Annotated in this window: 25 protein-coding genes and 1 riboswitch; of the genes, 19 read left to right on the top strand and 6 right to left on the bottom strand. The window is 66.7% G+C overall.

The features are described from left to right. Positions 1-137 precede the first annotated feature (137 nt). Positions 138-812 (top strand): Crp/Fnr family transcriptional regulator, encoded by a 675-nt coding sequence (locus tag TU34_RS03725; protein ID WP_045821488.1) that lies wholly within the window; start codon positions 138-140, stop codon positions 810-812. 65 nt (positions 813-877) lie between these two features. On the opposite strand, the gene TU34_RS23475 is transcribed toward TU34_RS03725, so the two are convergent. Then, positions 878-1,495, bottom strand: a complete 618-nt coding sequence (locus tag TU34_RS23475) for a cold-shock protein (RefSeq protein ID WP_045821572.1) — start codon at positions 1,493-1,495, stop codon at positions 878-880. Positions 1,496-1,640: 145 nt separating this feature from the next. On the opposite strand from TU34_RS23475, the gene TU34_RS03715 reads away from it, so the two are divergent. From TU34_RS03715 to TU34_RS03705, 3 genes are read left to right on the top strand one after another with little or no spacing between them, the layout of a single operon-like run. Continuing rightward, positions 1,641-3,080 (top strand): amidase, encoded by a 1,440-nt coding sequence (locus TU34_RS03715; protein WP_052688697.1) that lies wholly within the window; start codon positions 1,641-1,643, stop codon positions 3,078-3,080. A gap of 9 nt (positions 3,081-3,089) precedes the next feature. Continuing rightward, positions 3,090-3,848 (top strand): hydrogenase nickel incorporation protein HypB, encoded by a 759-nt coding sequence (gene hypB / locus TU34_RS03710; RefSeq protein WP_045821487.1) that lies wholly within the window; start codon positions 3,090-3,092, stop codon positions 3,846-3,848. 9 nt (positions 3,849-3,857) lie between these two features. After that, entirely contained in the window at positions 3,858-4,718 is an 861-nt protein-coding gene (locus TU34_RS03705) for a Gfo/Idh/MocA family protein (RefSeq protein WP_045821486.1), read from the top strand. Here the strand turns inward: TU34_RS03705 and TU34_RS03700 are convergent. After that, entirely contained in the window at positions 4,704-5,348 is a 645-nt protein-coding gene (locus tag TU34_RS03700; protein WP_203225407.1) for a uracil-DNA glycosylase, read from the bottom strand. The two genes, TU34_RS03705 and TU34_RS03700, sit on opposite strands and share 15 nt — an antisense overlap. Positions 5,349-5,397: 49 nt before the next feature. Between TU34_RS03700 and TU34_RS03695 the strand changes: the two genes are divergently transcribed. From TU34_RS03695 to TU34_RS03625, 15 genes are all read left to right on the top strand, one after another. Next, a complete protein-coding gene (locus TU34_RS03695) occupies positions 5,398-6,753 on the top strand; it encodes a chloride channel protein (protein WP_052688710.1) in 1,356 nt (451 codons plus the stop codon). Between the two features lie 94 nt (positions 6,754-6,847). Next, the gene (locus TU34_RS03690; RefSeq protein ID WP_045821485.1) at positions 6,848-7,933 is read left to right on the top strand and encodes a sulfite oxidase; all 1,086 of its coding nucleotides are present in this window, start codon (positions 6,848-6,850) and stop codon (positions 7,931-7,933) included. Between the two features lie 260 nt (positions 7,934-8,193). Beyond that, on the top strand, positions 8,194-9,459 hold the full coding sequence (locus TU34_RS03685; RefSeq protein WP_045821484.1) for a phosphatidylserine decarboxylase family protein: 1,266 nt from the start codon (positions 8,194-8,196) through the stop codon (positions 9,457-9,459). A 140-nt stretch (positions 9,460-9,599) separates the two neighbouring features. Then, a complete protein-coding gene (locus TU34_RS03680) occupies positions 9,600-10,538 on the top strand; it encodes a LysR family transcriptional regulator (RefSeq protein ID WP_045821483.1) in 939 nt (312 codons plus the stop codon). Positions 10,539-10,650: 112 nt separating this feature from the next. Then, entirely contained in the window at positions 10,651-11,109 is a 459-nt protein-coding gene (locus TU34_RS03675) for a hypothetical protein (RefSeq protein ID WP_045821482.1), read from the top strand. A 101-nt stretch (positions 11,110-11,210) separates the two neighbouring features. Beyond that, positions 11,211-12,716, top strand: a complete 1,506-nt coding sequence (locus TU34_RS23470) for a multicopper oxidase family protein (protein ID WP_045821481.1) — start codon at positions 11,211-11,213, stop codon at positions 12,714-12,716. Between the two features lie 18 nt (positions 12,717-12,734). After that, a complete protein-coding gene (locus TU34_RS23465; protein WP_045821480.1) occupies positions 12,735-13,892 on the top strand; it encodes a permease in 1,158 nt (385 codons plus the stop codon). Beyond that, positions 13,882-14,265, top strand: coding sequence for a DUF1330 domain-containing protein (locus TU34_RS03660; protein WP_045821479.1), 384 nt, complete (start codon positions 13,882-13,884; stop codon positions 14,263-14,265). The genes TU34_RS23465 and TU34_RS03660 overlap by 11 nt, the downstream gene beginning before the upstream one ends. 167 nt (positions 14,266-14,432) lie before the next feature. Next, positions 14,433-15,398, top strand: a complete 966-nt coding sequence (locus tag TU34_RS03655; RefSeq protein WP_150116384.1) for a DUF302 domain-containing protein — start codon at positions 14,433-14,435, stop codon at positions 15,396-15,398. Positions 15,399-15,557: 159 nt separating this feature from the next. After that, positions 15,558-16,733: a TDT family transporter gene (locus tag TU34_RS03650; protein ID WP_052688694.1), complete on the top strand. Its 1,176-nt coding sequence runs from the start codon at positions 15,558-15,560 to the stop codon at positions 16,731-16,733. Positions 16,734-16,855: 122 nt separating this feature from the next. Next, positions 16,856-17,092: a hypothetical protein gene (locus tag TU34_RS03645; RefSeq protein WP_150116383.1), complete on the top strand. Its 237-nt coding sequence runs from the start codon at positions 16,856-16,858 to the stop codon at positions 17,090-17,092. A 3-nt stretch (positions 17,093-17,095) separates the two neighbouring features. Then, a riboswitch (Fluoride riboswitch) is annotated at positions 17,096-17,167 on the top strand. A gap of 17 nt (positions 17,168-17,184) precedes the next feature. Beyond that, positions 17,185-17,679, top strand: a complete 495-nt coding sequence (locus tag TU34_RS03640) for a FluC/FEX family fluoride channel (RefSeq protein WP_203225406.1) — start codon at positions 17,185-17,187, stop codon at positions 17,677-17,679. Next, on the top strand, positions 17,676-18,044 hold the full coding sequence (gene crcB / locus TU34_RS03635) for a fluoride efflux transporter CrcB (RefSeq protein WP_045821476.1): 369 nt from the start codon (positions 17,676-17,678) through the stop codon (positions 18,042-18,044). The genes TU34_RS03640 and crcB overlap by 4 nt, the downstream gene beginning before the upstream one ends. Before the next feature lie 44 nt (positions 18,045-18,088). After that, positions 18,089-18,607, top strand: coding sequence for a universal stress protein (locus TU34_RS03630; protein ID WP_052688692.1), 519 nt, complete (start codon positions 18,089-18,091; stop codon positions 18,605-18,607). Further along, on the top strand, positions 18,604-19,164 hold the full coding sequence (locus tag TU34_RS03625; protein WP_045821475.1) for a histidine phosphatase family protein: 561 nt from the start codon (positions 18,604-18,606) through the stop codon (positions 19,162-19,164). The genes TU34_RS03630 and TU34_RS03625 overlap by 4 nt, the downstream gene beginning before the upstream one ends. Here the strand turns inward: TU34_RS03625 and TU34_RS03620 are convergent. The 4 genes from TU34_RS03620 to TU34_RS03605 form a co-directional block, all read right to left on the bottom strand. Then, on the bottom strand, positions 19,161-19,886 hold the full coding sequence (locus tag TU34_RS03620; RefSeq protein WP_045821474.1) for a 2,3-bisphosphoglycerate-dependent phosphoglycerate mutase: 726 nt from the start codon (positions 19,884-19,886) through the stop codon (positions 19,161-19,163). The genes TU34_RS03625 and TU34_RS03620 overlap by 4 nt on opposite strands. Next, a complete protein-coding gene (gene eno, locus TU34_RS03615) occupies positions 19,883-21,160 on the bottom strand; it encodes a phosphopyruvate hydratase (RefSeq protein WP_045821565.1) in 1,278 nt (425 codons plus the stop codon). The genes TU34_RS03620 and eno overlap by 4 nt, the downstream gene beginning before the upstream one ends. An 11-nt stretch (positions 21,161-21,171) precedes the next feature. Next, positions 21,172-21,618, bottom strand: coding sequence for a DUF5313 family protein (locus TU34_RS03610; RefSeq protein ID WP_065973476.1), 447 nt, complete (start codon positions 21,616-21,618; stop codon positions 21,172-21,174). Positions 21,619-21,870: 252 nt separating this feature from the next. Continuing rightward, the gene (locus TU34_RS03605) at positions 21,871-22,179 is read right to left on the bottom strand and encodes a hypothetical protein (protein WP_150116382.1); all 309 of its coding nucleotides are present in this window, start codon (positions 22,177-22,179) and stop codon (positions 21,871-21,873) included. Positions 22,180-22,270 lie beyond the last annotated feature (91 nt).

Here is a 22,270-nt window from a genome sequence, read left to right as displayed (position 1 = left end):
GACGGCGTAGTCGACGTTCTCCGGTCCCGTTCACACTCTTGGCCGTAGACTCAGCCGTGGCATGGTGACAAATCCAACACTGCCGAGCAATTTGTCGCGGGCACGACCCGCCGCAGCACCCTAGGAAGGGGCCGTACGTGGAGGAAGTACTGGCGAGGGCCGGCATCTTTCAAGGAGTCGAGCCGAGCGCGGTCGCCGCACTGACCAAGCAACTCCAGCCCGTCGATTTCCCGCGCGGACATGTCATCTTCAACGAGGGCGAACCGGGCGACCGGCTTTACATCATCCTCAGCGGCAAGGTGAAGGTCGGCCGCCGGTCGGGCGACGGACGCGAGAACCTGCTCACCATCATGGGTCCGTCGGACATGTTCGGTGAGCTGTCGATCTTCGATCCCGGCCCCCGCACCTCGTCGGCGACCACGGTCACCGAGGTCCGCGCGGTCTCGATGGACCGTGACGCGCTCAAGGCGTGGATCGCCGACCGCCCCGAGATCGCCGAGCAGCTGCTGCGCGTGCTGGCCCGCCGCCTGCGCCGCACCAACAACAACCTCGCCGACCTCATCTTCACCGACGTCCCCGGTCGTGTCGCCAAGCAGCTTCTCCAGCTCGCCCAGCGGTTCGGCACGCAGGAGGCCGGCGCCTTGCGCGTCACCCACGACCTCACGCAGGAGGAGATCGCCCAGCTCGTCGGCGCCTCCCGCGAGACCGTGAACAAGGCGCTCGCCGACTTCGCGCAGCGCGGCTGGCTGCGGCTCGAGGGCAAGAGCGTCCTCATCGCCGACTCCGAGCGTCTGGCGCGCCGCGCCCGCTGACCCTCCGAGGTCACCTGCTCAACACACCGACTCCCGCGACAGTGACCACTGTCGCAAGAGTCGTTTCATGTCGCGGGTGTCTCGATGACGTCGACGTCCTCGGCGCGGTAGTCGAACCCGTCCTGGCGGGCCGCCTCCCACGCGAACTCGACCCGCGCACCGACCTCCAGCACACGGAATCCGGTCATGCCACGGATCTCGCTGAAGTGGACCCACGCTCCGCCCGGCGCCTCGGGCGCATCCAGGACACCCCATCCCTCGTCGGCGTTCCAGGAGCGGACCGTGCCGACGGTCCGCGGGAGCGGAGCTCTCGGCGGTGGTGCCGGGAGGTCGGCCGGATCCTGCTGGACGAACACGGTGAACTCGCCCCGGCGGCCCGCCGACGACCACAGGCTGGTCTGGAACGCGCCGGACGGCAGTGTGGCGGGCGGCTCGCAGCGGGACGGCCAGACCGCGGTGGCCGCGACCGAGAACTCGTCGTCGTCCCACCGGATCGGACCCCACATGAACGAGACCGGCTCTCCCTCGAGCAGTCCCATGAACAGCATCCCGTCGTCAGTACGGACACCCTCGACCATCACCGCGCCGGCGTCGGCACGGCATCCACCCGGGGTGTCGGGCGAATCGATCACGCCCCACCCCTCGTCGTGATGCCACACGCGGATCACCCCTGAACTGGTCATTCGGCGACGGTAGGGGTTCACGACCGTCTACGCACCCGAATTTCGTCGTCGACGTTGATTGTCACCGTCGCCCCGTGCCGCGCCGGTGTGTCATGGTCAAGGTGTGACACACCCTCGTGCCAGACGCCCTGACACCTCCGCCGCCGTGGACGACGACTGGATCGGCACCGCGTCGGCGTTCGAGCTGGCCGAGGCGATCGCCGACGGTCGCACCACCTCGCGGCGTGTCGTGCAGTTCCACATCGACACGCTGCGTTCCCGCGCCGAGTTCGGCGCGATCGCGCGTGACCGCTTCGACGCCGCGCTCGCCGAGGCCGACGCCGTCGACGCCGCCGGCACGAAAGCCGATCCCGACCGTCCGCTGCTCGGCGTGCCCTGCACCATCAAGGAATCCATCCCGGTAACCGGGATGCCGCACACCGCGGGTCTGTCGAGTCGCGCTGGCATCATCGCCGACGTCGATGCGATTGCGGTGCAACGTCTTCGACGCGCCGGCGCCATCGTCGTCGGTGTCACCAACACCGCCGAACTGTGTCTGGGCATCGAGAGCACCAACAGCGTCTACGGCCGCACCTCCAACCCCTACGACGTGCGACGGGTGTCGGGCGGATCGTCCGGCGGTGAGGGGTCGGCCATCGGCGGCGGTGGCATCCCGTTCGGCGTCGGCGGCGACACCGGCGGATCCATCCGCATCCCGTCGTTCTACTGCGGCGTCTTCGGCCACAAGCCCTCGCCCGGCCTGGTGCCCGCGAACGAATCGATCCCCTCGCTCTCAGGCGAGGAGGAGGTCGATCTCCTCGAGACACTCGGCCCCATGTCCCGTCGCGCGTCCGACCTGATGCCGCTCCTGCGGATCCTCGCCGACGACGCCGACGGCCGGCGGTGCGGCTCTGTCGACTCCGTCGATCTCGACGGCCTGCGCGTGGTGATACCCACGAAGTCGAGCTATCTGCGCCCGATGGACCGCTCGGTGCGCGACGCCCGCGACGCCGCCGGCGCAGCGCTCGCCGAACGCGGCGCCGATGTCGTGTGGCAGCCGATGCCGGCCATGCGCCGCGTCATCGCGAGCTACCTCATGGAACTTCGGCGCCACGCGGGTACGTCGGTGATGAACCTCTTCGACTCCTTCGGCGAGACACCCCAACGCCATCTCACCCCGGCGGTGTTGCGCGCCAACAGCCTTCAGCTGCAGCTCGCGATGATCGGCGACCGGCTCCCCGAACTGCTGCCGCCCCCGGCGCGCAGGTTGCTCGACAAGTTCGCCCGCGACCTGGCCGATGAGGTCGCCTCCGCCATCGGTGACGGCGTGATGCTGCACCCGCCGTTGCCGCAACCCGCCCCGTTCCACCACGGCACCCTCGCCCGCCCGTGGTTGTTCGGCGGGGCCGCGATCTTCAACATGCTGGGCATGGCGGTCACCGAGGTGCCACTGGGTTTCAGTCCCCGCGATCTGCCCGTCGGCGTGCAGGTCGCCTCGCAGCCCGGCAACGACAACGTCACCATCGCCGTCGCGCTCGAACTCGAGAAGGCATTCGGCGGATGGGTTCCGCCGCATGCGGTCTCGGCACGATCGGCCGCACACTAGGAGACGCTCATGGGGAGGTTTCACCGACACGACGACGGTGTCGGGCACACGCACGGCCACGACCACGACCACGGTGACATGTCCGGATACGACACCGGTCGCGAGCGGGTCGACGTGCTCGACGCGATCTTCGGGGAGAACGACCACCGCGCCGAGATCAATCGTGCGGCGTTCGCCGCGGCCGGGGTGACCTCGGTGAATCTCATGAGCTCACCGGGATCGGGCAAGACGAGCCTGCTCGAGGCGACGCTCGACGCCATCGCCGACGAGATGCGCGTCGGGATCATCGAGGGCGACATCGCGACCGACCTCGACGCGGCGCGGCTGGCGGGCCGTGGGGCTCAGGTGTCGCTGCTGAACACCTCCGAGGGCTTCGGCGGCGAATGCCACCTCGACGCCCCGATGGTGAACCGGGCGCTGCAGGGCCTCGATCTCGACGAGCTCGACCTCGTGGTGATCGAGAACGTCGGGAACCTGGTGTGCCCGGCCGAGTTCGACGTCGGCGAACACCGCCGCGCGATGGTGTGGTCGGTGACCGAGGGCGACGACAAGCCGCAGAAGTACCCGGTGATGTTCCGCAGCGTCGACGTGGTGGTGATCAACAAGATCGACCTGGTCCCCCACCTCGACATCGAACTCGACGACTACATCCGCGCCGTCCGCGAGGCCAACCCCACCGCGGCGATCCTGCCGCTGAGCGCGAAGACCGGCGACGGCATGGGCGCCTGGCTCGACTGGCTGCGGCAGCGGGGTCCGGGCGCGGCGTAGGTTCTCGGCATGCGCATCGCTGTCGTCGGAGGCGGGCCCTGGGCTCGCGACACCCACATCCCCGCTCTCGCCGCACATCCCGGCGTGACGCTGACCGGCGTGTGGACGCGACGCCCCGAGGCGGCCGCCGACCTGCCCGTGCCGCGGTTCGACACCTTCGCCGAGTTGCTGGCGGCGAACGACGCGGTGTCGTTCGCCGTACCCCCGCAGGCCCAGGCGCCGCTGGCGATCGAGGCCGCACGCGCCGGGAAGCACGTCATCCTCGACAAGCCCATCGCCGGCACGCTCGCCGACGCGAGCGCGGTCGTCGACGCCGTCGCCGAGGCCGGGGTGCGGTCGATCGTGACGTTCACGCGACGGTTCGCCCCGGAGACCCGCGCGTTCCTCGACGCCGTCGACGCGGGGACCTTCACCGGCGGCCTCGGTGTGTGGCTGTCGGGCGCCCTGCTCGGGGGTCGCTACTCCTCGTCGCAGTGGCGGGTCGACGGTGGTGCACTGCTCGACGTCGGGCCCCACGTGGTCGACCTCATGGATCGCGCCCTGGGTCCGATCGTCGACGTCGAGGCCGCCTCGGTCGACCGCGGCTCCGACGTGTGGTCGGTGTCGCTGGTGCACGAGTCCGGCGCGCGCACCGCGATGCAGCTGTCGCTGCGCGTTCCGGCCCGGCCCACCATCAGTCAGTTCCGCGTCCACGGCCCCGACGGAGTCGTGGAGCTCACCGACCGCAGCACGCCCTCACCCGAGTGCTTCGCCGTCCTGGTCGACGAGTTCCTCGACGCGATCTCGTCGGAGACCGAGCACGAGCTCAACGCCCCGCGCGGCCTGCACATTCAGCGTGTCATCGACTCCGTGCGCTCACGCGTCGGCTGACCCCTTCAGAAAGGCCGCCACCGAGGCGAAGGCGTTCTCGATGCGGGCGATCGACTCCGCTCGCGCCCGGGCGTTGCGTTGCGACGGGTGCGGCGCGGCGACCACCCGGCGCAGGGGTTGACGCTTCGACGAAGTGTGGTTCATGAATCCGAGCATCGCCGGCCGGCCGAGGGTGATCACGACCTCGATACGGGATGCCACCTCGAGGAGTTCGTCGAGACACGCCGCGGCCGCGCGAAGGTCACCGGCCGACGGCGACGTCGGATGGCCGGCGGTGTCGAGCACCGCCCACGGCACGACATTCCACTTCAGGCAGGCCGACCGCGGCACGCCCGCCGCGGCGCGTAGACGCGAGAGCAACTCGTTGCTCCGATCCGGGTTGTCCTCCGAACAGAACCCGGTACCCCCTGCTCGCACCGTGCTCGGCGCCGGCGACTCCATCAGGATGAGCACCCGCGCATCGACGCCTCCGTCGTCGGGGTCGAACCACGGGACGAGCAGTTCCGGCGCTTGGCTGCGCCATGTGTCGACGAGCGCGTTGAGGGGTGCCACGTGAGCAGCGCGGATGCGCTCCGATTTCGCCGCGATGACCACTACGTTCTCCTTCGTCGACTCCCCTGGGGTCGACATCGTCGTCGGTCGTGTCCGAGGATGTGGCCATGACCATCGGGGGCGGGCGGTGACCGACCGCGAGCGCATCCCCACCCCGCTGCTGAAGAAGCGCCTTCCGTCGGGCCGCGGCGCGATGTTGCAACCCAACGCGACAGGTGACGGCGAGGCGCACCTCACCGTGAGATTCTGGGCTCTGGTCATCGTGACCGGAATCGTCACCGGCTTCTTCGGTGTACTACTCATGCTCATCCTGTTCACCGTCGAGCATGCCGCGTTCGGGGTGAGCAGCGACGGTCAGGGGTTCTCGGCCGCGGTCGCCGCCGCCGACGGGTGGCGCCGCGTGACCCCGTTGCTGATCGGTGGCGTGATCGCCGGCGTCGGGTGGTTCCTGTTGCGGCGCTTCACCCCCGGCCGGAAATCTGAGGCCGACGAGGTCCTGTGGACCGGCGAGGGCCGCCTGTCGTTCCGACGGAGTCTCGGTACGTCTGTGTTGTCGGAGATCGTGATCGGTCTCGGTGCGTCGCTCGGGCGCGAGGCCGCGCCGAAGTTGATGGGCGCGGTGTCGGGCAGCGTCGCGGCGGAGTGGGCCGGGATGTCGGCGGCGCAGCAGCGGCTGCTCGTCGCGTGTGGCGGCGGTGCCGGGCTGGCGGCGGTGTACAACGTGCCGCTCGGCGGTGCCCTGTTCGCCGCCGAGGTGCTGATGGGCGCGGTGGCGCTGCCACTGGTGTTGCCGGCCCTGGCGTGCGCCGCGACCGCAACGGCCGTCGCCTGGGTGTACCTCCCCGAACACGCCACGTACCTCGACATCCCCGAGTACCGGTTCGACCTCCGACTGCTGGTGTGGGCCGCAGTCCTCGGGCCGATCGTCGGGATCGTCGCGGCCGGATACATCCGCGTCATCGGATGGATCTCGCACCACCAGGCGCGGGGCCGCTGGGTTCTCATCGCGCCCATGATCGCGTTCGCTGTGCTCGCCGGTGTCGCCGTGGCCTTTCCACAGCTCTACGGCAACGGCAAAGGGATGGCCCACGACGCGTTTGTGGGCGTGGGCAGCATCGGGTTGTTGGCAGCGCTGGCGGTGCTCAAACCTCTCGTCACCGCACTCTGCCTGGGTGCGGGGACGTCCGGCGGTCTCTTCACCCCGGTGATGAGCACCGGAGCGGTCCTCGGCGCCGCGCTCGGCATCGCATGGAGTCAGGTGTGGCCGGGGAGCCCCATCGGCGCCTATGCGCTCATCGGTGCGGCCGCCATGATCGGCGCCGGGATGCAGGCCCCGCTGGCGGCACTCGTACTGGTGCTCGAACTCACCCACAGCGGTTTCGGGTTGATGGTGCCGATGATCGTCGCGACCGTGATCGCCACCGCCGTCACCCGGTGGATCGACGGCTACTCGATCTACACCGCTCGACTGTCCTCGGCCTGAGACAGACCACCGCGCCGCGTGCGATGTGCAACGCTGGACCACATCCCGAACTCGTGCAGACCACGCGGGTTCCTCGTGATCGCCGAGGAGAACCATGTGGAACAAGCGCGCCGACACCCGCGTACACGAGGTCGATCCCTACAACGCCGAACCGTCGCCGGCCGCGCTGGCCGCGCAGTCGCTGACGGCCCACGACACGTTTTACAGCCGCAATCACGGACCCATCCCGGACATCGATCCAGCTCATTGGCGGCTCACCGTGTCGAACGCTCGCGGAGCGACCCGCACCTTCTCGTTGGACGAGATCCGACGCGACTTCGACGAGGTCTCGACCGTCGCGACGTTGCAGTGCGCGGGTAACCGCCGAGCCGGGCTCATCGCGGTGCGAGACATCCCCGGCGAGGATCCGTGGACGCAGTGCGCGACATCGACCGCGCGGTGGAGCGGCGTGGCCCTCGCCGATCTACTCCGCGCCTGCGATGTCGCCTACAACAGCACAGATCACGTTGAATTCATCGGTCCCGATGTCTCCGATCTGGCAACACCACCGCAGCGGTACGGCAGCTCGATCGAGCTGAGCAAGGCGATGTCGCCGGGGACCATGCTCGCCTGGGGAATGAACGGGCAACCGCTCCCACGGCTGCATGGCGGTCCGATGCGCGTGGTCGTACCTGGCTACATCGGCGCCCGCTCGGTCAAGTGGGTCGACAGCATCACAGTTCGAGACAGGCCGTCGGACAACTGGTTTCAACGAGTCGCCTACCGGGTGCTACCCGTCGACGCCGACCCCGACACAGCCGGACCCGGCGACGGCATCTCACTCTCGTCAGTCGCCCTCAACTGCGACTTCCTCTACCCGGACCCGGCCACACCGATCGACGCCCCCGCGGTCCTGGTAGGCGGGTACGCCTTCGCCGGAGACGAACGGGGCGTCTCGCGGGTACAGGTGTCGACCGACGAGGGGGCGACCTGGATGGAAGCGGACCTGGCGCAGCCGGAGGGACCGTGGGCATGGCGGCACTGGTCGGCAGTCGTCCCCCTCGACGCTCCCTCCGTGGAGTTGTGTGTCCGCGCCTGGGACGACGCGGCCGCGACGCAGCCCGCCTCGGCCGCCGAGCTGTGGAACCCGAAGGGCTACGTGAACAACTCCTGGGGACGACTCACACTGTGCCGGGTTTGACACCGAGCCACAACGCTAGTTTGTAGCTCCACAAAGTTGCGCACTCTACCGCCGCTGAACGTTCGCGTCGAGACTCGACGCACGAGCACCGCAACTCGCCTCCACACCCTGCCGATTCGGCTTCGGCGTGCCGGGCGCGCCTGTTCGGGCACATCATCCCGAACTGGGGTACAAGGGCGGTTCCATCCCGCGCATCCTCGAATACTTATCAGTTTATCTGTGCAGCAACATCTTTCGGAATTTCGATGTAGTGTGGCGCCATGACCGTGGACAAGACGCATTCCGATTCCCGTCGCCAGGGTGGCTGGCTCCCTGCTGAGCAGGACGACCTCGAGCAGTGGTTGCGGGGGCACCGCGAGAAGGCCGAGTCGACCGATGACCGCGTGGTACACCCGGTCATCATCGAGTTTCAGGAGCTGATCGACGCGGACCCCGTGGTCCGTATGTACCTGGAGAAGATGATCGAGCAGGTCCCGACGGGCAGGACCTACCGCGACCGCCACGTGCAGGATCTCCCCCAGTTGTTGCGTCTGATCGATGAGGTCCTCACCGTCGCACCCGAATACGGCCCCAACGCCGTCGTCACACCTCTCGGCGCGATTCTCGATTGGTCGATGGGAACCGCCGCAGGACATTCCGCGTTCCGCGACCCCCGCGTGAACGCCATGCTGAAGAAGATCTTGACGGCCTGGTGCGAATTCCTGAGCAGCCCCGGTTCGCGGTACGTCCTCGACGACTCTCCCTCGGGCTGGCTCAGTCAGGAGGCTCGCGACAAGATCGGGTTCGACGAGTTCGAACACGACCCCGACGACGAGCACGCGGGCTTTGCCTCCTGGAACGATTTCTTCACCCGGACCTTCACGCCCGGAGCGCGTCCCGTCGCCGCCCCCGACGACGACTCCGTCATCGTCAGTGCGTGTGAATCCACGCCCTATCGCATCAGTACCGATGTCTCGCTGCGCGATTCCTTCTGGGTCAAGGGTCAGCCGTACTCGCTCGCCGACCTGCTCGACAACGACCCGTCCGTGGAAGTGTTCAAGGGCGGGACCGTGTATCAGGCGTTCCTCAGTGCTTTCAACTACCACCGCTGGCACAGCCCGGTCGCGGGCACCATCGTGAGCACACGACTCGTCGACGGCACCTACTTCTCGGAGGCCGACGGCCAAGGCGACGCGCTGCAGCCGACCTACTCCCAGTCGTACCTCGCGCACGTCTCGGCGCGCGCGATCATCGTCATCGACGCCGACAACCCGGTGATCGGGCGCATGGCGTTCGTGGCCATCGGGATGTCGGAGGTGTCCTCGTGTCTGATCTCCGACGACGTCCGCCCCGGGGCACACATCGGCAAGGGCGACGAGCTGGGCTACTTTCAGTTCGGCGGGTCGACACACTGCCTCGTTTTCCGGCCGGGCGCCATCAGCGAGTTCGCCCTGCGGTCCGTCCCACAGACCAACGACCCGCACGCACCGCTGGTCCGCGTGAACTCCCACCTCGCCACCGCCGCACCCCGCCCACAGTTGTCCTGACGTCCTGAATCGCGCGAATATCACCTTCACGGGCCACCCGCAGCCGTACGGCAACGGGTCGCGACGACAACCCGCGCGGGACACACCCGTACAGTTGTTGCGACACAAGCTGCTCTTGTGGTTTCGGGTATTCTCGCCGTGTGCCCCTGAGCCACCGTATGCCCGAGTTGTCAGCTTTCGAAGTCCTCGTCGCCGTGGCATCGGGCGGAAGTCTCACCGCCGCGTCGCATCAGCTCGGATTGACGCAGCAGGCAGTGTCTGCTCGCATCAGGTCGATGGAGGCGCAGACCGGAGTCCAGATGGTCATTCGGACGAGCCGCGGATCGACCCTCACCCCGGCAGGTCGCGTCGTCGCGGAATGGGCTGATGGGCTCCTGGACACCGCCCATCGCCTGGACTCGGGCTTGGCGTCGTTGCGCTCCGATGCCAGGGCCCACCTTCGCGTGATATCCAGTTTGACGATCGCAGAACAGCTCTTGCCCCGCTGGCTGATGTCGCATCGGGCCGAGTCGTTACGTCACAACACCACACCTCCAGAGGTGACACTGGTGGCGGCGAACAGCGAGCAGGCTGTCAGCGCTGTTCAAGACGGCGAGGCAGATCTCGGGTTCATCGAAAGTCCCGGAACGCCCACTGGAGTTCGGAGCCGGGTCGTCGCACACGACGATCTGGTCGTCGTGTGCGCTCGCACGCACCCGTGGGCGAAGCGATCTCGCCCGCTGACTGCGTCAGAATTGGGCCGCGCATCGCTCGTTGTGCGCGAGACGGGCTCGGGGACACGTGATTTCCTCGCCGACGCCCTCCACGCTGCGCTCGGCCAGAGCCACGTGCAGGCGGCCCCGGCCATGGAGATGACGACTGCGTCGGGGGTACGGTCCGCGGTCCTTGCACAGGCCGGACCCGCCGTGCTCAGCCGCCTCTCGGTGGCCGACGACCTCGCGCTCGGCCGGCTCGTCGCCGTCGCCACCGACGGGATCGACCTCCACCGTGAACTACGCGCAATCTGGATGGGCGGTCGCACTCCGCCCGCAGGAGCCGTCCGTGATCTCATCAGCCATGTCGCTGCATCGCGGCCCTGATTCCGCGTCATCGCGGTCACAGGTCACCGCCTCATACTGCGGAATGTCGTGTAGAAGTGCCGGCACCGGTCGACCACTCGACTGATACCCTATGGGGGTATACATTCGTGATATGCAGATCGGGACCGCCGCAACGGGCACAGGGGTATTGCCTCGTGGCACGCGGCGACCGATCGTCGCGACCTTCTACGTCATGGTCGTGCTCGCCGTACTCGCGACGATCCGACTGTGTTGCTGCGTCGACGGCACGTCAGCGCAGCAACCGGAGGGCGCGGTCGCCCTCGCCGCGTCCCATCAGGCGGAGTCCGCGGCCACTGCCGTACCGAGTGTGCGCCGCGCGCATCACGACACAGCTTCGGCACCCACCGCCCACTGCTCGAACCATTCGACGGTCGACCTGGCGATCCCCACGGGCGCGGCCGTCGACCACCACGACCCGGCCGTCCTCGCCACACGCGCACTTCCGGCCGATGAGGTGACGCCTCGTTCCTCGGGACGAACGGGCAGCTCGCGTAGCCCTCCGACGACCAGCGTGACAATTCTCCACGACAAGGGTGTTCTACAGATCTGAGTGACGCCTGCGGCACGTCGTCTGTTCGACGGCACCGCCCACCAGGCCGGCCTGCGCTGCGACATCAGCCGCTGCGCGCACTCATCATCTGGAGAGACTTCATGAACACCTCGAACATCACCACGCGTCCGGTCAGTCGGCGAACCTTTCTGGGAGCTGCGGCCATGGGCCTCACCGCCGCCGCCGCCGCGTGCGGCACACGTGCGGTCAGTCCGGTCGACGCACACCGGGTCAACAAGAGTGCGATCGATGCCGCCGAGGCTCGACGACCGCACACCGGACGGACGGTCTCGTACACCCTCGATCCGCGGCGAACCGACATCGATCTCGGCGGCCCCGTTGTGAACACCTACGCATACGGCGACACCATCCCGGGCTCGGTCATCCGCGCCAACGTCGGTGACGAATTGTCGATCACCACGCGCAACGCACTGACCGACGCGACATCGGTGCATTGGCACGGAATCGCATTGCGCAACGACATGGACGGTGCGGCACCCGCGACTCCGGACATCGCCGCCGGCGACACTTTCACCTACCGCTTCTCGGTACCGGACTCCGGAACATATTGGGCGCATCCGCACGTCGGATTGCAGAGTGACTTCGGCCTCTACGCTCCGATCATCATCGACGACCCTCGTGAGCCGCACGATTACGACACGGAATGGATTGTGGTTCTCGACGACTGGACCGACGGCGTCGGAAAGAGTCCCCGAGACATCCTCACGTCGCTTCAGAAGGGCGGCATGTCCATGGGCGGCATGTCGGGAGGCTCGACGAGTGGGGTCGGCACGAGCGCTCTCCTCGGTGGCGACGCCGGAGACGTCGCCTACCCGCTCTACCTGGTCAACGGGCGAATCGCGAACGCGCCGACGACATTCACTGCTGCGCCGGGACAACGAATTCGTATCCGCATCATCAACGCCGGTGCGGACACCGCCTTTCGCGTCGCACTGGGTGGGCACCGGATGACCGTGACCCACACCGACGGTTTCCCGGTGACACCGATCGACGTCGACGCGCTCCTGATCGGGATGTCCGAACGCTACGACGTGGTCGTCACGGTAAAAGACGGGGTATTCCCTCTGGTGGCGTCTCCAGAGGGGAAGACCGGCACCGCTCGCGCTCTGCTGCGCACCGGCGCGGGGGCCACACCCGCGGTGAACGTCCGTCCTGCCGAGTTGGACGGATTCGTCGGTACCGTCAACACCTTCGTCGCCACCGACGACGTCACATTGCCCCACGGCCGCGAGGACGCCGCACTGCAAGCGATGCTCGGGGGCACCATGAGCAAGTACCAGTGGACCATCAACGGGCGGGTCTACGAGCAGATGCAGCCCATCATGATCACCCAGGGCCAACGGGCCAGCCTCACTTTCACCAACACCACGACGATGTGGCACCCGATGCATCTGCACGGCCACACATTTCAGGTCCGACGACCCGACGGCACCCCTGGCCCGCGCAAGGACACCGTAGCCGTACGTCCGGGCGAACGCGTCGTCGTCGATCTCGTCGCCGACAACCCTGGACAATGGATGCTGCACTGCCACAACGCCTATCACCAGGACGCCGGAATGATGACCCGCCTGGACTACCGAGTCTGAGCACGAACAGGATCTGATATGAACGCCATAGAACATGCTCTACGCCTGACCGGCTCGATGACCTGGGAGATCCTCTGGGCGCTGGTTCTGGGATTCTTCCTCTCGGCCGTCGTGCAGGCGGTGGTGCGCCGCGGAACCGTGGTGCGGCTCCTCGGCGACGACAGCCCTCGATCCCTGGCCACCGCGACCGGTTTCGGCATCGCATCGTCGTCCTGTTCGTACGCGGCGGTGGCACTCGCACGCTCCCTCTTCCGCAAGGGGGCGAATTTCACCGCGGCCATGACGTTTCAGATCGCGTCGACCAACATGGTGATCGAGCTCGGGGTGATCCTTCTCCTGTTGATGGGGTGGCAGTTCACGGCGGCTGAATTCATCGGCGGGCCGGTGATCATCGTCATCGTCGCGTTGCTGTTCCGCAGGCTCCTGACGACGAAGCTGATCCGCGATGCGGCGGAGCAGGCCGACAAGGGCCTGGCCGGCTCGATGGAAGGTCATGCGGCCATGGACATGTCGGTACAGCGCAAGGGCGGGTTCCTAGGCCGGTTGGCGTCGCGCGAGGCCGCGACCTCGGTCAGTCACGTGTTCGTGATGGAATGGGCGGCCATCTGGAAAGACCTGGTGATCGGACTCCTCATCGCCGGCGCAGTCGGAGCCTGGGTCCCCGACAGCTTCTGGCAGGGATTGTTCCTGGAAGGACACCCCGTGCTCGCAGCGATCTGGGGACCCTTGATCGGTCCCATCGTCGCGGTGATCAGCTTTGTCTGCTCGGTCGGCAATGTGCCACTCGCCGTGGTCCTGTGGACGGGTGGGATCAGCTTCGGTGGGGTTATCGCGTTCGTCTTCGCCGATTTGCTGATCCTGCCCATCCTCAACATCTATCGGAAGTACTACGGCTGGCGCATGACCATGATGATCGCGGGGACCTTCTACGTCGCCATGGTCGTCGCGGGATACGTGGTCGAACTCCTCTTCACGCCGACGGGACTGGCGCCGAATCGTGCCGACGCCCATCTCCCCGACGCCGGGATCAGCTGGAACTACACCACATGGCTGAACATCGTCGCCCTCATCCTTGCCGCCGGCCTCGTCGTGAGATTCTTCCGCAGTGGCGGGCGTGGGATGTTGTCGATGATGGGCGGCGCTCCGAGTATGGAAGGCTCCCAGCATGGCCATTGATCCCCGCGGTGTCGACCTGAAGCGCTTTCTCGCCGAGGATCCCGGCGGTCCCGTCGTGATGCTCAACCTCTTGCGCTTCGCCGAGGGTGGCCGCGACGACTACGAGCGGTACGCCGCCGCGCTCGAGGACTCGTTCCTACCCCGTCACGGCGGTCAGGTCCTCTACGCCGGTGACGGTTCCACTGCGCTCGTCGCCGAGGACGGCCAGGCGTGGGACATGGTGCTGATCGTGCGATATCCCTCACGAAGGGCGTTCTCCGAGATGGTCGCCGACCCCGAGTATCAGACGGTGACCTCGCTACGCACCAAGGCATTGGTGGAAGCAGTTCTCCAGGCGACGACCCCACGGAACCCTCTCTCTGACACAGACTGATCACGTTCCCGTCTCTCGCGTGCGACAACGCCGATTTGTGAGGTCACAACCAGCTGCCCGTAGCTGAGGGGTCTGTCGTCACCTGAGACTGACCGTCAGGCCGTCGACTCGATGGCTCCCACCTGACGTCAGGAACACCCTTCATGAAATCCGGTCCTCTGCGCGCTGTGACCGCAACGGTCGCCACCGCGTCCCTTGTTCTTCTCGCCGCCTGCTCGACCTCGTCGACGAACACGGCCACGTCGTCGACGGCGGCGACGTCCGCGTCGACATCGGCCAACACCACCGCGCGCGACGCGGCCCCCCAGGAATCGGGACTCATCGTCTACGTCAGCAAACATTCCTTCAGTGACACGGTCAGCGCGCTGCGGCAGCGCATCTCAGACAAGGGAACCGTCACCGCCACGGTCGACTTCGCAGCGTTGGCGAGCAAGATCGGGAAGCAACTGCGGCCGACGACAGTCGTGATCGGAGGAAATCCAAGCGCGGTCGCCCCGGTGGTGGCGGCCGATCAACGGACGGCGATCGATCTGCCGCAGAAGTACCTCGTCTGGCAGGCAGCGGGTGGCACGGTGTTCGTCGCCTACAATTCGGCCGATTACATCGCGCAACGCGCCGGGTTGGCGGTCAGCTCGGGACAACTCGACGCACTGCGGACCGGATCGGCGGCCATCACCTCCGCGGCAACGGGTTCGACATCGGCCGCGGCGGGCGGCAGCGTCACATCGACGTCGGTTCCGTATCTGGTCGAGAAGACCAGCAACGCGTCGGTCACGGAGGCGATCGCGCGATACGCCGCCGCGTTCACAGCCAAGCAATTGCCCACGGTTGCCACCGTGGATCTCGCAGCGGCGGGGCAGAGCGTGGGGGTCGCGCTGCGGCCCACGATGACGATCCTCGTCGGAAATCCCACAGTGTCGACCGCTCTGCTGTCGCAGCAGCAGACCATGGGGATCGATCTCCCCGTCCGCTACTCGGCCTGGCAGGACGCCGCCGGCGTGGTCCATGTCGCGCACCCGGACTACCGCGGCCTGGCCGCTCGTCACTCCATACCGTCGACGAGCCCCGTGCTCGCCATGGTCGACACCGCCACGTCGACCTTCACGAATGCGGCAGCCGGAACGGGAAACTGACTGCACCGCCCTCCGTCACGAGTTCCCAACGACCAGTGCAGAAGCGTCCGGACGCTTCTGCACTGGTCGATTTTCGCGTGTGTGGGCACAAATGCAGTTTGTGGCCCTACAAGTCAGCACTCTCTGGTGTCGCACGTTCCATCCGCCGAGACTCGATGCATGACCACAACCGTGAACCTCACCTCGTCAACCGTCGCGCGCTCAGCGGACCGGTCGGAGTCGCATCGTCGCGCCCCGGTCGTGTTCGGGCACCTGGGTCGCCCCGGCCAGATGCTCGAGCACATCACCCCCAACTGGTACGCCTCGGTGATGGGAACGGGCATCGTGGCCAACGCAGCGGCCACCCTGCCCCTGCAGTTCACCGGACTGCACACCTTCGCGACGGTGGTGTGGCTCATCGCCTCGACCGCCCTGATAGCGCTGACAGTCGCGTTTGCTGCGCATTGGACGATGCATCGCGGTCACGCCCGCGCCCACGCCGCACACCCGGTGATGTCGCAGTTCTACGGCGCGCCGCCGATGGCGATGCTCACCGTCGGGGCCGGGGCCATCACCCTCGGCCCGTCGCTCATCGGCTCGAGCGCCGCGGTGTGGATCGACGCAGTCCTGTGGACCGCGGGCACACTCACCGGCCTGGCGACCAGCGTGTGGATCCCCTTCCGCATGATCACCGCCCACGATCACGACTCGGCCATGGCGTTGCCCGCGTGGTTGATGCCCATCGTGCCTCCGATGGTGTCTGCGTCGACCGGCGCACTGCTGCTCGATCACGTCTCGGCCGGGCAGTCGAGGCTCGCGCTCATCGCCGCCTGCTACGCCATGTTCGGACTCAGCCTGTTCCTCGGGATGATCACCATGACGATGATCTACTCGCGCCTGGTCCACGGTGGCATGCCCGCGGTGCAGGCCGCGCCCACCGTGTGGATCACCCTGGGCATGATCGGCCAGTCCATCACCGCCACGAACCTGCTCGGCACCCACGCCGCGACGGTGTTCGTCGGAAAGCAGGCCGTCATCGCGACCGGACTCCACATCTTCGGCATCGCCTACGGTTTCGCGATGGGCGGATTCGGCATCCTGATGTTCGCCCTCGCCACCATGCTGACCGTCCACGCCGCACGGCGCGGGCTGAGCTTCTCACTCACCTGGTGGAGCTTCACCTTCCCCGTCGGCACCTGCGTCACCGGTGCCACCGCACTCGGTACCGCCGCGGGCATCTCGGTCATCCACGCGATGGCCGTCGGGCTCTACGTCGTGCTGCTGACCGCCTGGGCCACGGTCGCCACCCACACCCTGCGCGGCACGATCTCCGGCAAGGTGTTCCTCCCCGCCTGATGGGCGAGCAGTGACGGAAGACCGATTTCTCTTCAAAGGAGATAACGATGAACGACATTCAACGACGACTGCGCCGCGAACGGCGAACGACACCGGCAATGTGGGCTGCAGTGACGATGGCGATGGCAGGCACAGCAACCGGCGGCGTCACCCTCGTGGCGCTTGCCGGCGGCGAAGTCATCTTCTGGATCGCGATGGCGGTGATCACCCTCGTGCTGTTCGGCTCGGCGTACGCGCTCCTGAGAATGGATCTGAGCGCGTCCCGCGATCCGGCGCTGCGTCGTGATGTCGGTCGCGCGCGACGAGCGAAGTACCTCAGCGCCTACGGCCCGGTTCGCCGATCGAGTCGCACACGCTAGGCTGATGAACACGGTGATGGATCCCGCCGGAGCATCTGCTCGAACCGCCGCACGGCTGATGGTTCCTACCCATGGCGATGATGGGTGGGCGCATGCGTACCGGTGACAGACGACGAGATCTCGACTCTCTGCCGATCGACCCCGACTCCGGCGGCGGCGCTGGAGTCCCGTTCCACCTCCATCCGGAGGCACTCAGCCTGGTTTTTCTCGGGGGAGCAGCGGGAACAGCGGCACGGTACGGCATCGAACACTTACTCCCCCACGAAGGCACCGGGTGGCCGACCGGCACATTCGTGATCAACCTCGTGGGAGCGGCCGTTCTGGGCGGCCTCCTCGAGGCCCTCGCTCGTCTGGGCCCCGACTCGGGATGGCGCAGACGGGCCCGGGTGCTCGTGGGCACCGGCGGATGCGGCGCGTTCACCACATACAGCACGCTGGCGCTCGAGGCGTCCCTCCTCGTCCGGGATGGTGCGGCGGGACTGGCAGCCGGATATGCCGCGGCGAGCGTGGTCGGCGGCATCATCGCCGCCTGGGCCGGCATCACCGCCGCCGCGTATCTGCGCCCTACAGCGGATGGCGACCGATGACACTGATGTTGACGATCATCGCTGGGGCGATCGGCGCGGTGTGTCGGTTCGTGGTCGATGCAGAGGTCAAGTCCCGATGGAAGAGCACTGTCCCGTGGGCGACCGTCGGGATCAACGTCTCGGGGTCCCTCCTCCTCGGGGTCCTGGCCGGTGCTGCGCTCTTCCACGGTGCAGCACCCGGGTGGCAAACGGTGCTCGGAACAGGATTCTGCGGCGGGTACACCACATTCAGCACAGCGAGTTTCGAAAGCGTGCGACTCATCCAGCAGCGAGCACACCTCGCTGCTGCCGTGAACATTCTCGGCACACTCGGAGCATCGGTCGCCGCATGCGCTCTGGGACTTTTCCTGGCTTCCGCACTCTGAACTGACAAAGACGCCACATCCCACGACAACGGCAGGACCATCTCATGGACAACGATCCCGAACTCGACATCGAACGTCACCGCACCATCTCGAGCTCGACCCGACCGCACACAGCGACAACCTCTCTCGTCGTCGGGTGGGATCACGAATCGGCGAGCGGGTCAGCGCTCACCTTCGCGGTCGATCTCGCGCGGCGCCTCGCCGCCCACCTACACGTCGTCCACATCGTCGACATCGATGACCTGCCGGTCGACCCGGATTCGCCGGATTGGGAGGACGAGATCCGACACACCCTCGATTCTCAAGCCCACGAGGCGGTCTCGGCACTCCACGATGTCGATGCCGGCTGGACCTATCACTGCGCGCACGGAGATCCTGCGCGCCTTCTCATCTCGGTCGCCCATGAGAACGACTCCCTGATGGTCGTCGTCGGTTCACCACACAGGGGTCTACGGTCGTTCCTCGAATCTCTCGGGACGCCATCGGTGGCACACGGATTGATCGGACGACACGACCTGCCCACGCTGGTCGTCCCGCGCGACACCGACGAGGCCCACCGATGAGACGGATCATCCTCGTCCGGCACGGTCGCACTGTGCTCAATGCCGAGGACCGGCTTCGCGGCCTCGCCGATCCCGAGCTCGACAGTGTCGGTATCGATCAGGCGGAGGCGGTGGCAGCCGACATCACTCGCCTGCGACCGCACGTGGTGTGGTCGAGTCCGCTGCGACGAGCGGTGCGGACAGCGACGATCATCGCCGACGCCTCCGCCGTCACTCATCACGTCGATGCTCGACTCAACGATCGTGATTACGGCGAATGGACCGGCGAGCTGCGCAGCGAGGTGGTCAGACGGTTCGGACGCGTTGATGCCGCCCCAGGAGTCGAGCCGCGATCCGACGTGTTCCAGCGTGTCTGGCCCGCCGTCGTCGATGCTGCGCAGATCGCGGCGGACGGGCCGGTGGTCCTCGTCAGTCATGACGCGGTGTTGCGACCCATCCTCGAATCGATCATCGGAGGCACGATTCACAAGATCATCGCCCCCGGGTCATGCCACATCGTCTCCGAGGATGACGATCGCTGGATGGTGGAAGCGATGAACTGGAAGGCCGATCTCTAGAGCTGCTCTGCCGGTCGGGATCTCATGGTCTCTCCGCCGTACACGGTCGGGAAGAGGTCGTGGCCGAAGCGATAGAGCAGCGGCTCACCGGTGCGCAGACGACGCGCCGACAATTCCGCCTGCGACAGATGCTCGATGACCACCAGGAGCGCCCTCAGCGAATTACCGTGGGCTACGACGAGCACCGTTGCGCCCGTTCCCAGTTGACTCGACAGCATCTCCTGCCAGAATCTGGAGACCCGAAGAACGACGTCACCGAGGGACTCCGTCACGATTCCGGTCAACGACAGACGGCTCGACGGCCACCTCGAATTCCTCAGGCGCGCCATATCGTCACCGGACAACGGTGGCGGGGACACGGTGAGTGAATTTCTTGCTTCGCCGAAGAATTCGGGGCCGACAGCATCTCGAACCTCGCTTTTGTCGCGCCCGGTGAACGCCCCGTAATGCCGCTCATCCAGCGACCGGTGCGCGGTGATGCGCGCATCGGATGATCGAGGCAATGCCTCGCAGATCAGGCGGGCCGACTCTCGCGATCGCGAGAGGGTCGATGTGTGGACGATGTGTGGGATGCAGTCGTTCCCGGCCAAGATCTCCCCGACACCGGTGGCCTCAGAACGACCCCGCATCGTCAGCTCGACATCGAGCCACCCGGTGAACACCCCCGCCGCGTTGGTGACGCTCTCACCGTGGCGCACGATCACCAAGCGGCCTTCTGTCACCGATCAACCCGCGGTTCGGCGAGACCATAGGGAACGTCGTCCTCTTGCGATGCGATCTCCAGCAGACGGTTGTACTTCGCGACTCTCTCGCCACGCGCTGGTGCACCGGATTTGATTTGGCCGCAACCGCTTCCGACGGCCAGGTCAGCGATGAAGGAATCCGGGGTCTCTCCCGAACGGTGGCTGATCATGGCCGCGTACCCGCGCTCGCGGCACACTGTCAATGCGTCGAGGGTCTCCGACACCGTCCCGATCTGGTTGACCTTGATGAGAGCGGCGTTCGCCAGATCGGCGTCGGCAGCGGCTCGGATCGTCGCCGGGTCGGTAACGAAGATGTCGTCGCCCACCAACTGGACCACCTCACCCAGCTCTCGGGTCAGCAGCTGCCACCCGTCGTCGTCACCTTCGGCGCATCCGTCTTCCAAGGACCACACCGGGAACTCGTCGATGAGGCCGCGATAGAACTCGACCAGTGCCGACGGACTCATCTCCTGCCCGTCCAGCGAATACGATGATCCGTCGAAGAACCCGTTCGCGGCGGGATCGATCGCAAGCGCAACGCCCTCAGAATCGGCGCTCAGTCCCGTGTCTCCGATCGCTGCGACGAGCAACTCACAGGCTCGTCGGGGGTCGGCGATGTCGGGTGCGAAGCCACCTTCGTCACCCAGTCCGCTCGTCAGACCGACCCGGCGCAGTTCGGACCGCAGTGACGCGTACACCTCTGCTCCCCAACGCATCGCCTCAGCGTAAGACGGTGCGCCGATGGGAGCGATCATGAACTCCTGAAAATCGAGTGCGTTGGCCGCATGCGCGCCGCCATTGAGCACGTTGAAATGCGGAACCGGAAGTCGGAGTCCGGTTCCCGCCGATGACGCGAGATAGCGGTAGAGCGGCTCACTCCTGTCCTGGGCGAATGCGCGGGCCGCAGCCATCGACACTCCGACGATCGCATTCGCCCCCAGCCGGGATTTGTCCGCCGTGCCGTCCAGCGACCGCAACGCGTCGTCCAGCTCGGCGAGGCTTGTCCACGCCTGTGCTGTGACCAGGTGGGCGATCTCGTTGTTCACGTGCTCCACGGCACGCGACACTCCCCTGCCTCCGTAGCGACCCGGATCACCGTCACGCAGCTCCTTTGCTTCGCGCGAGCCCGTGGAAGCACCGGCAGGTACGCCGGCGACGAATTCGCGGCCGCCATCATCGGTCAATCTCACCCGGACAGTGGGGTTCCCGCGTGAATCCAGAACCTGGATGGCCACAACTCCTCTGATCTGCATGGGGTCGCCGTTCACAGGTAACGAGGCTCGGGCGACCTGGGGGTCGGCGGCAGTCGTGAACCAGACAGATCGACACCCCCGCTTCGGTACTCGTGCTCGAAGCTGAGGCGCTCCTGGTCATGACGAATTGCCTCGTGCGCGGTCAACAGATCTGCGGGTAATCCGTGAGCGAGCAGACGCCCTTCGCGTTGCGGTTTCATGTACGCGACGGTGTAGAAGGTTCCCAGGATGAGTCCGAGCGCCAAGGTCGACAGCCGCAGAATCCACGGACCGGGAAGAAAGAGCGCTGCGATGAAGAACGGCGAGAAGACGAGCTCGTTGCGAAGAATGTGCCTCGCTGCAGCATGCCGCCCGGTGAGATCGTTTCTCACCCAATCGTTGTACTCGACCGGCAGTGTGCGGCCGACGACGTAGCCGAGCCATTTGACCAGACTGGGTCGGACCGGTTGTGCGCTCATGTTCTCGACTCCATTGTTTCGGGGCTCTATGGACAGAGCATGCTCCCGCGCGCCGAACCTGTACATGATCTGATGGTTGTGAAGGCACAAACCCGATTTGTGTCTTCACGGTTGAAGGTTCAACGAGAGACAACCCGGCAGACGGACGGGGTCTGCCGGGTTGTCCGGTGATCGGCGGTATCGGGTACGTCTGCGGGGGTGCGCACCCGACGCCGCCGAGTTCTGGTGTCGCCCGTCTGTGCGGGCGCGCGGTCAGCGGCGCGCGAGCACCACGTGCACGAAGGTGCGGTCGAACTGGAATCCCCACTGGTGGCGGGCGACGTCGTAGCGCGGGGTCACGTGCGCGCCGCGGTAGGTGAACGGACGGTAGTTCGGGCGGGTGATGGTCACCTCGCGCTGTTGCTGGGGCTGCTGCCGCTGCGGCTGCACCTGCTGCTGGTTGTGGGTGTTCGGCGCGATCGGGGCAGCGTTCGCGGTTCCGGCGGTCACGCCCAGACCGAGCATGGCGGCACCGACGAATCCCGCTGCGAGGGTGGATGTGGCTGCCTTCTTGATGTTCACGATCACTCCTGTTGTCCTGCACCGAACCCGGCACCTGGCTGCACGGACCATCTCCGCACAACTGGGAAAGTAGGGTCGCCGACTGGCAGGA

The organism is Williamsia herbipolensis, from assembly GCF_000964005.1.
Classification (GTDB): Bacteria; Actinomycetota; Actinomycetes; order Mycobacteriales; family Mycobacteriaceae; genus Williamsia_A; species Williamsia_A herbipolensis.
This window is presented reverse-complemented; position numbering and strand designations above follow the sequence as displayed.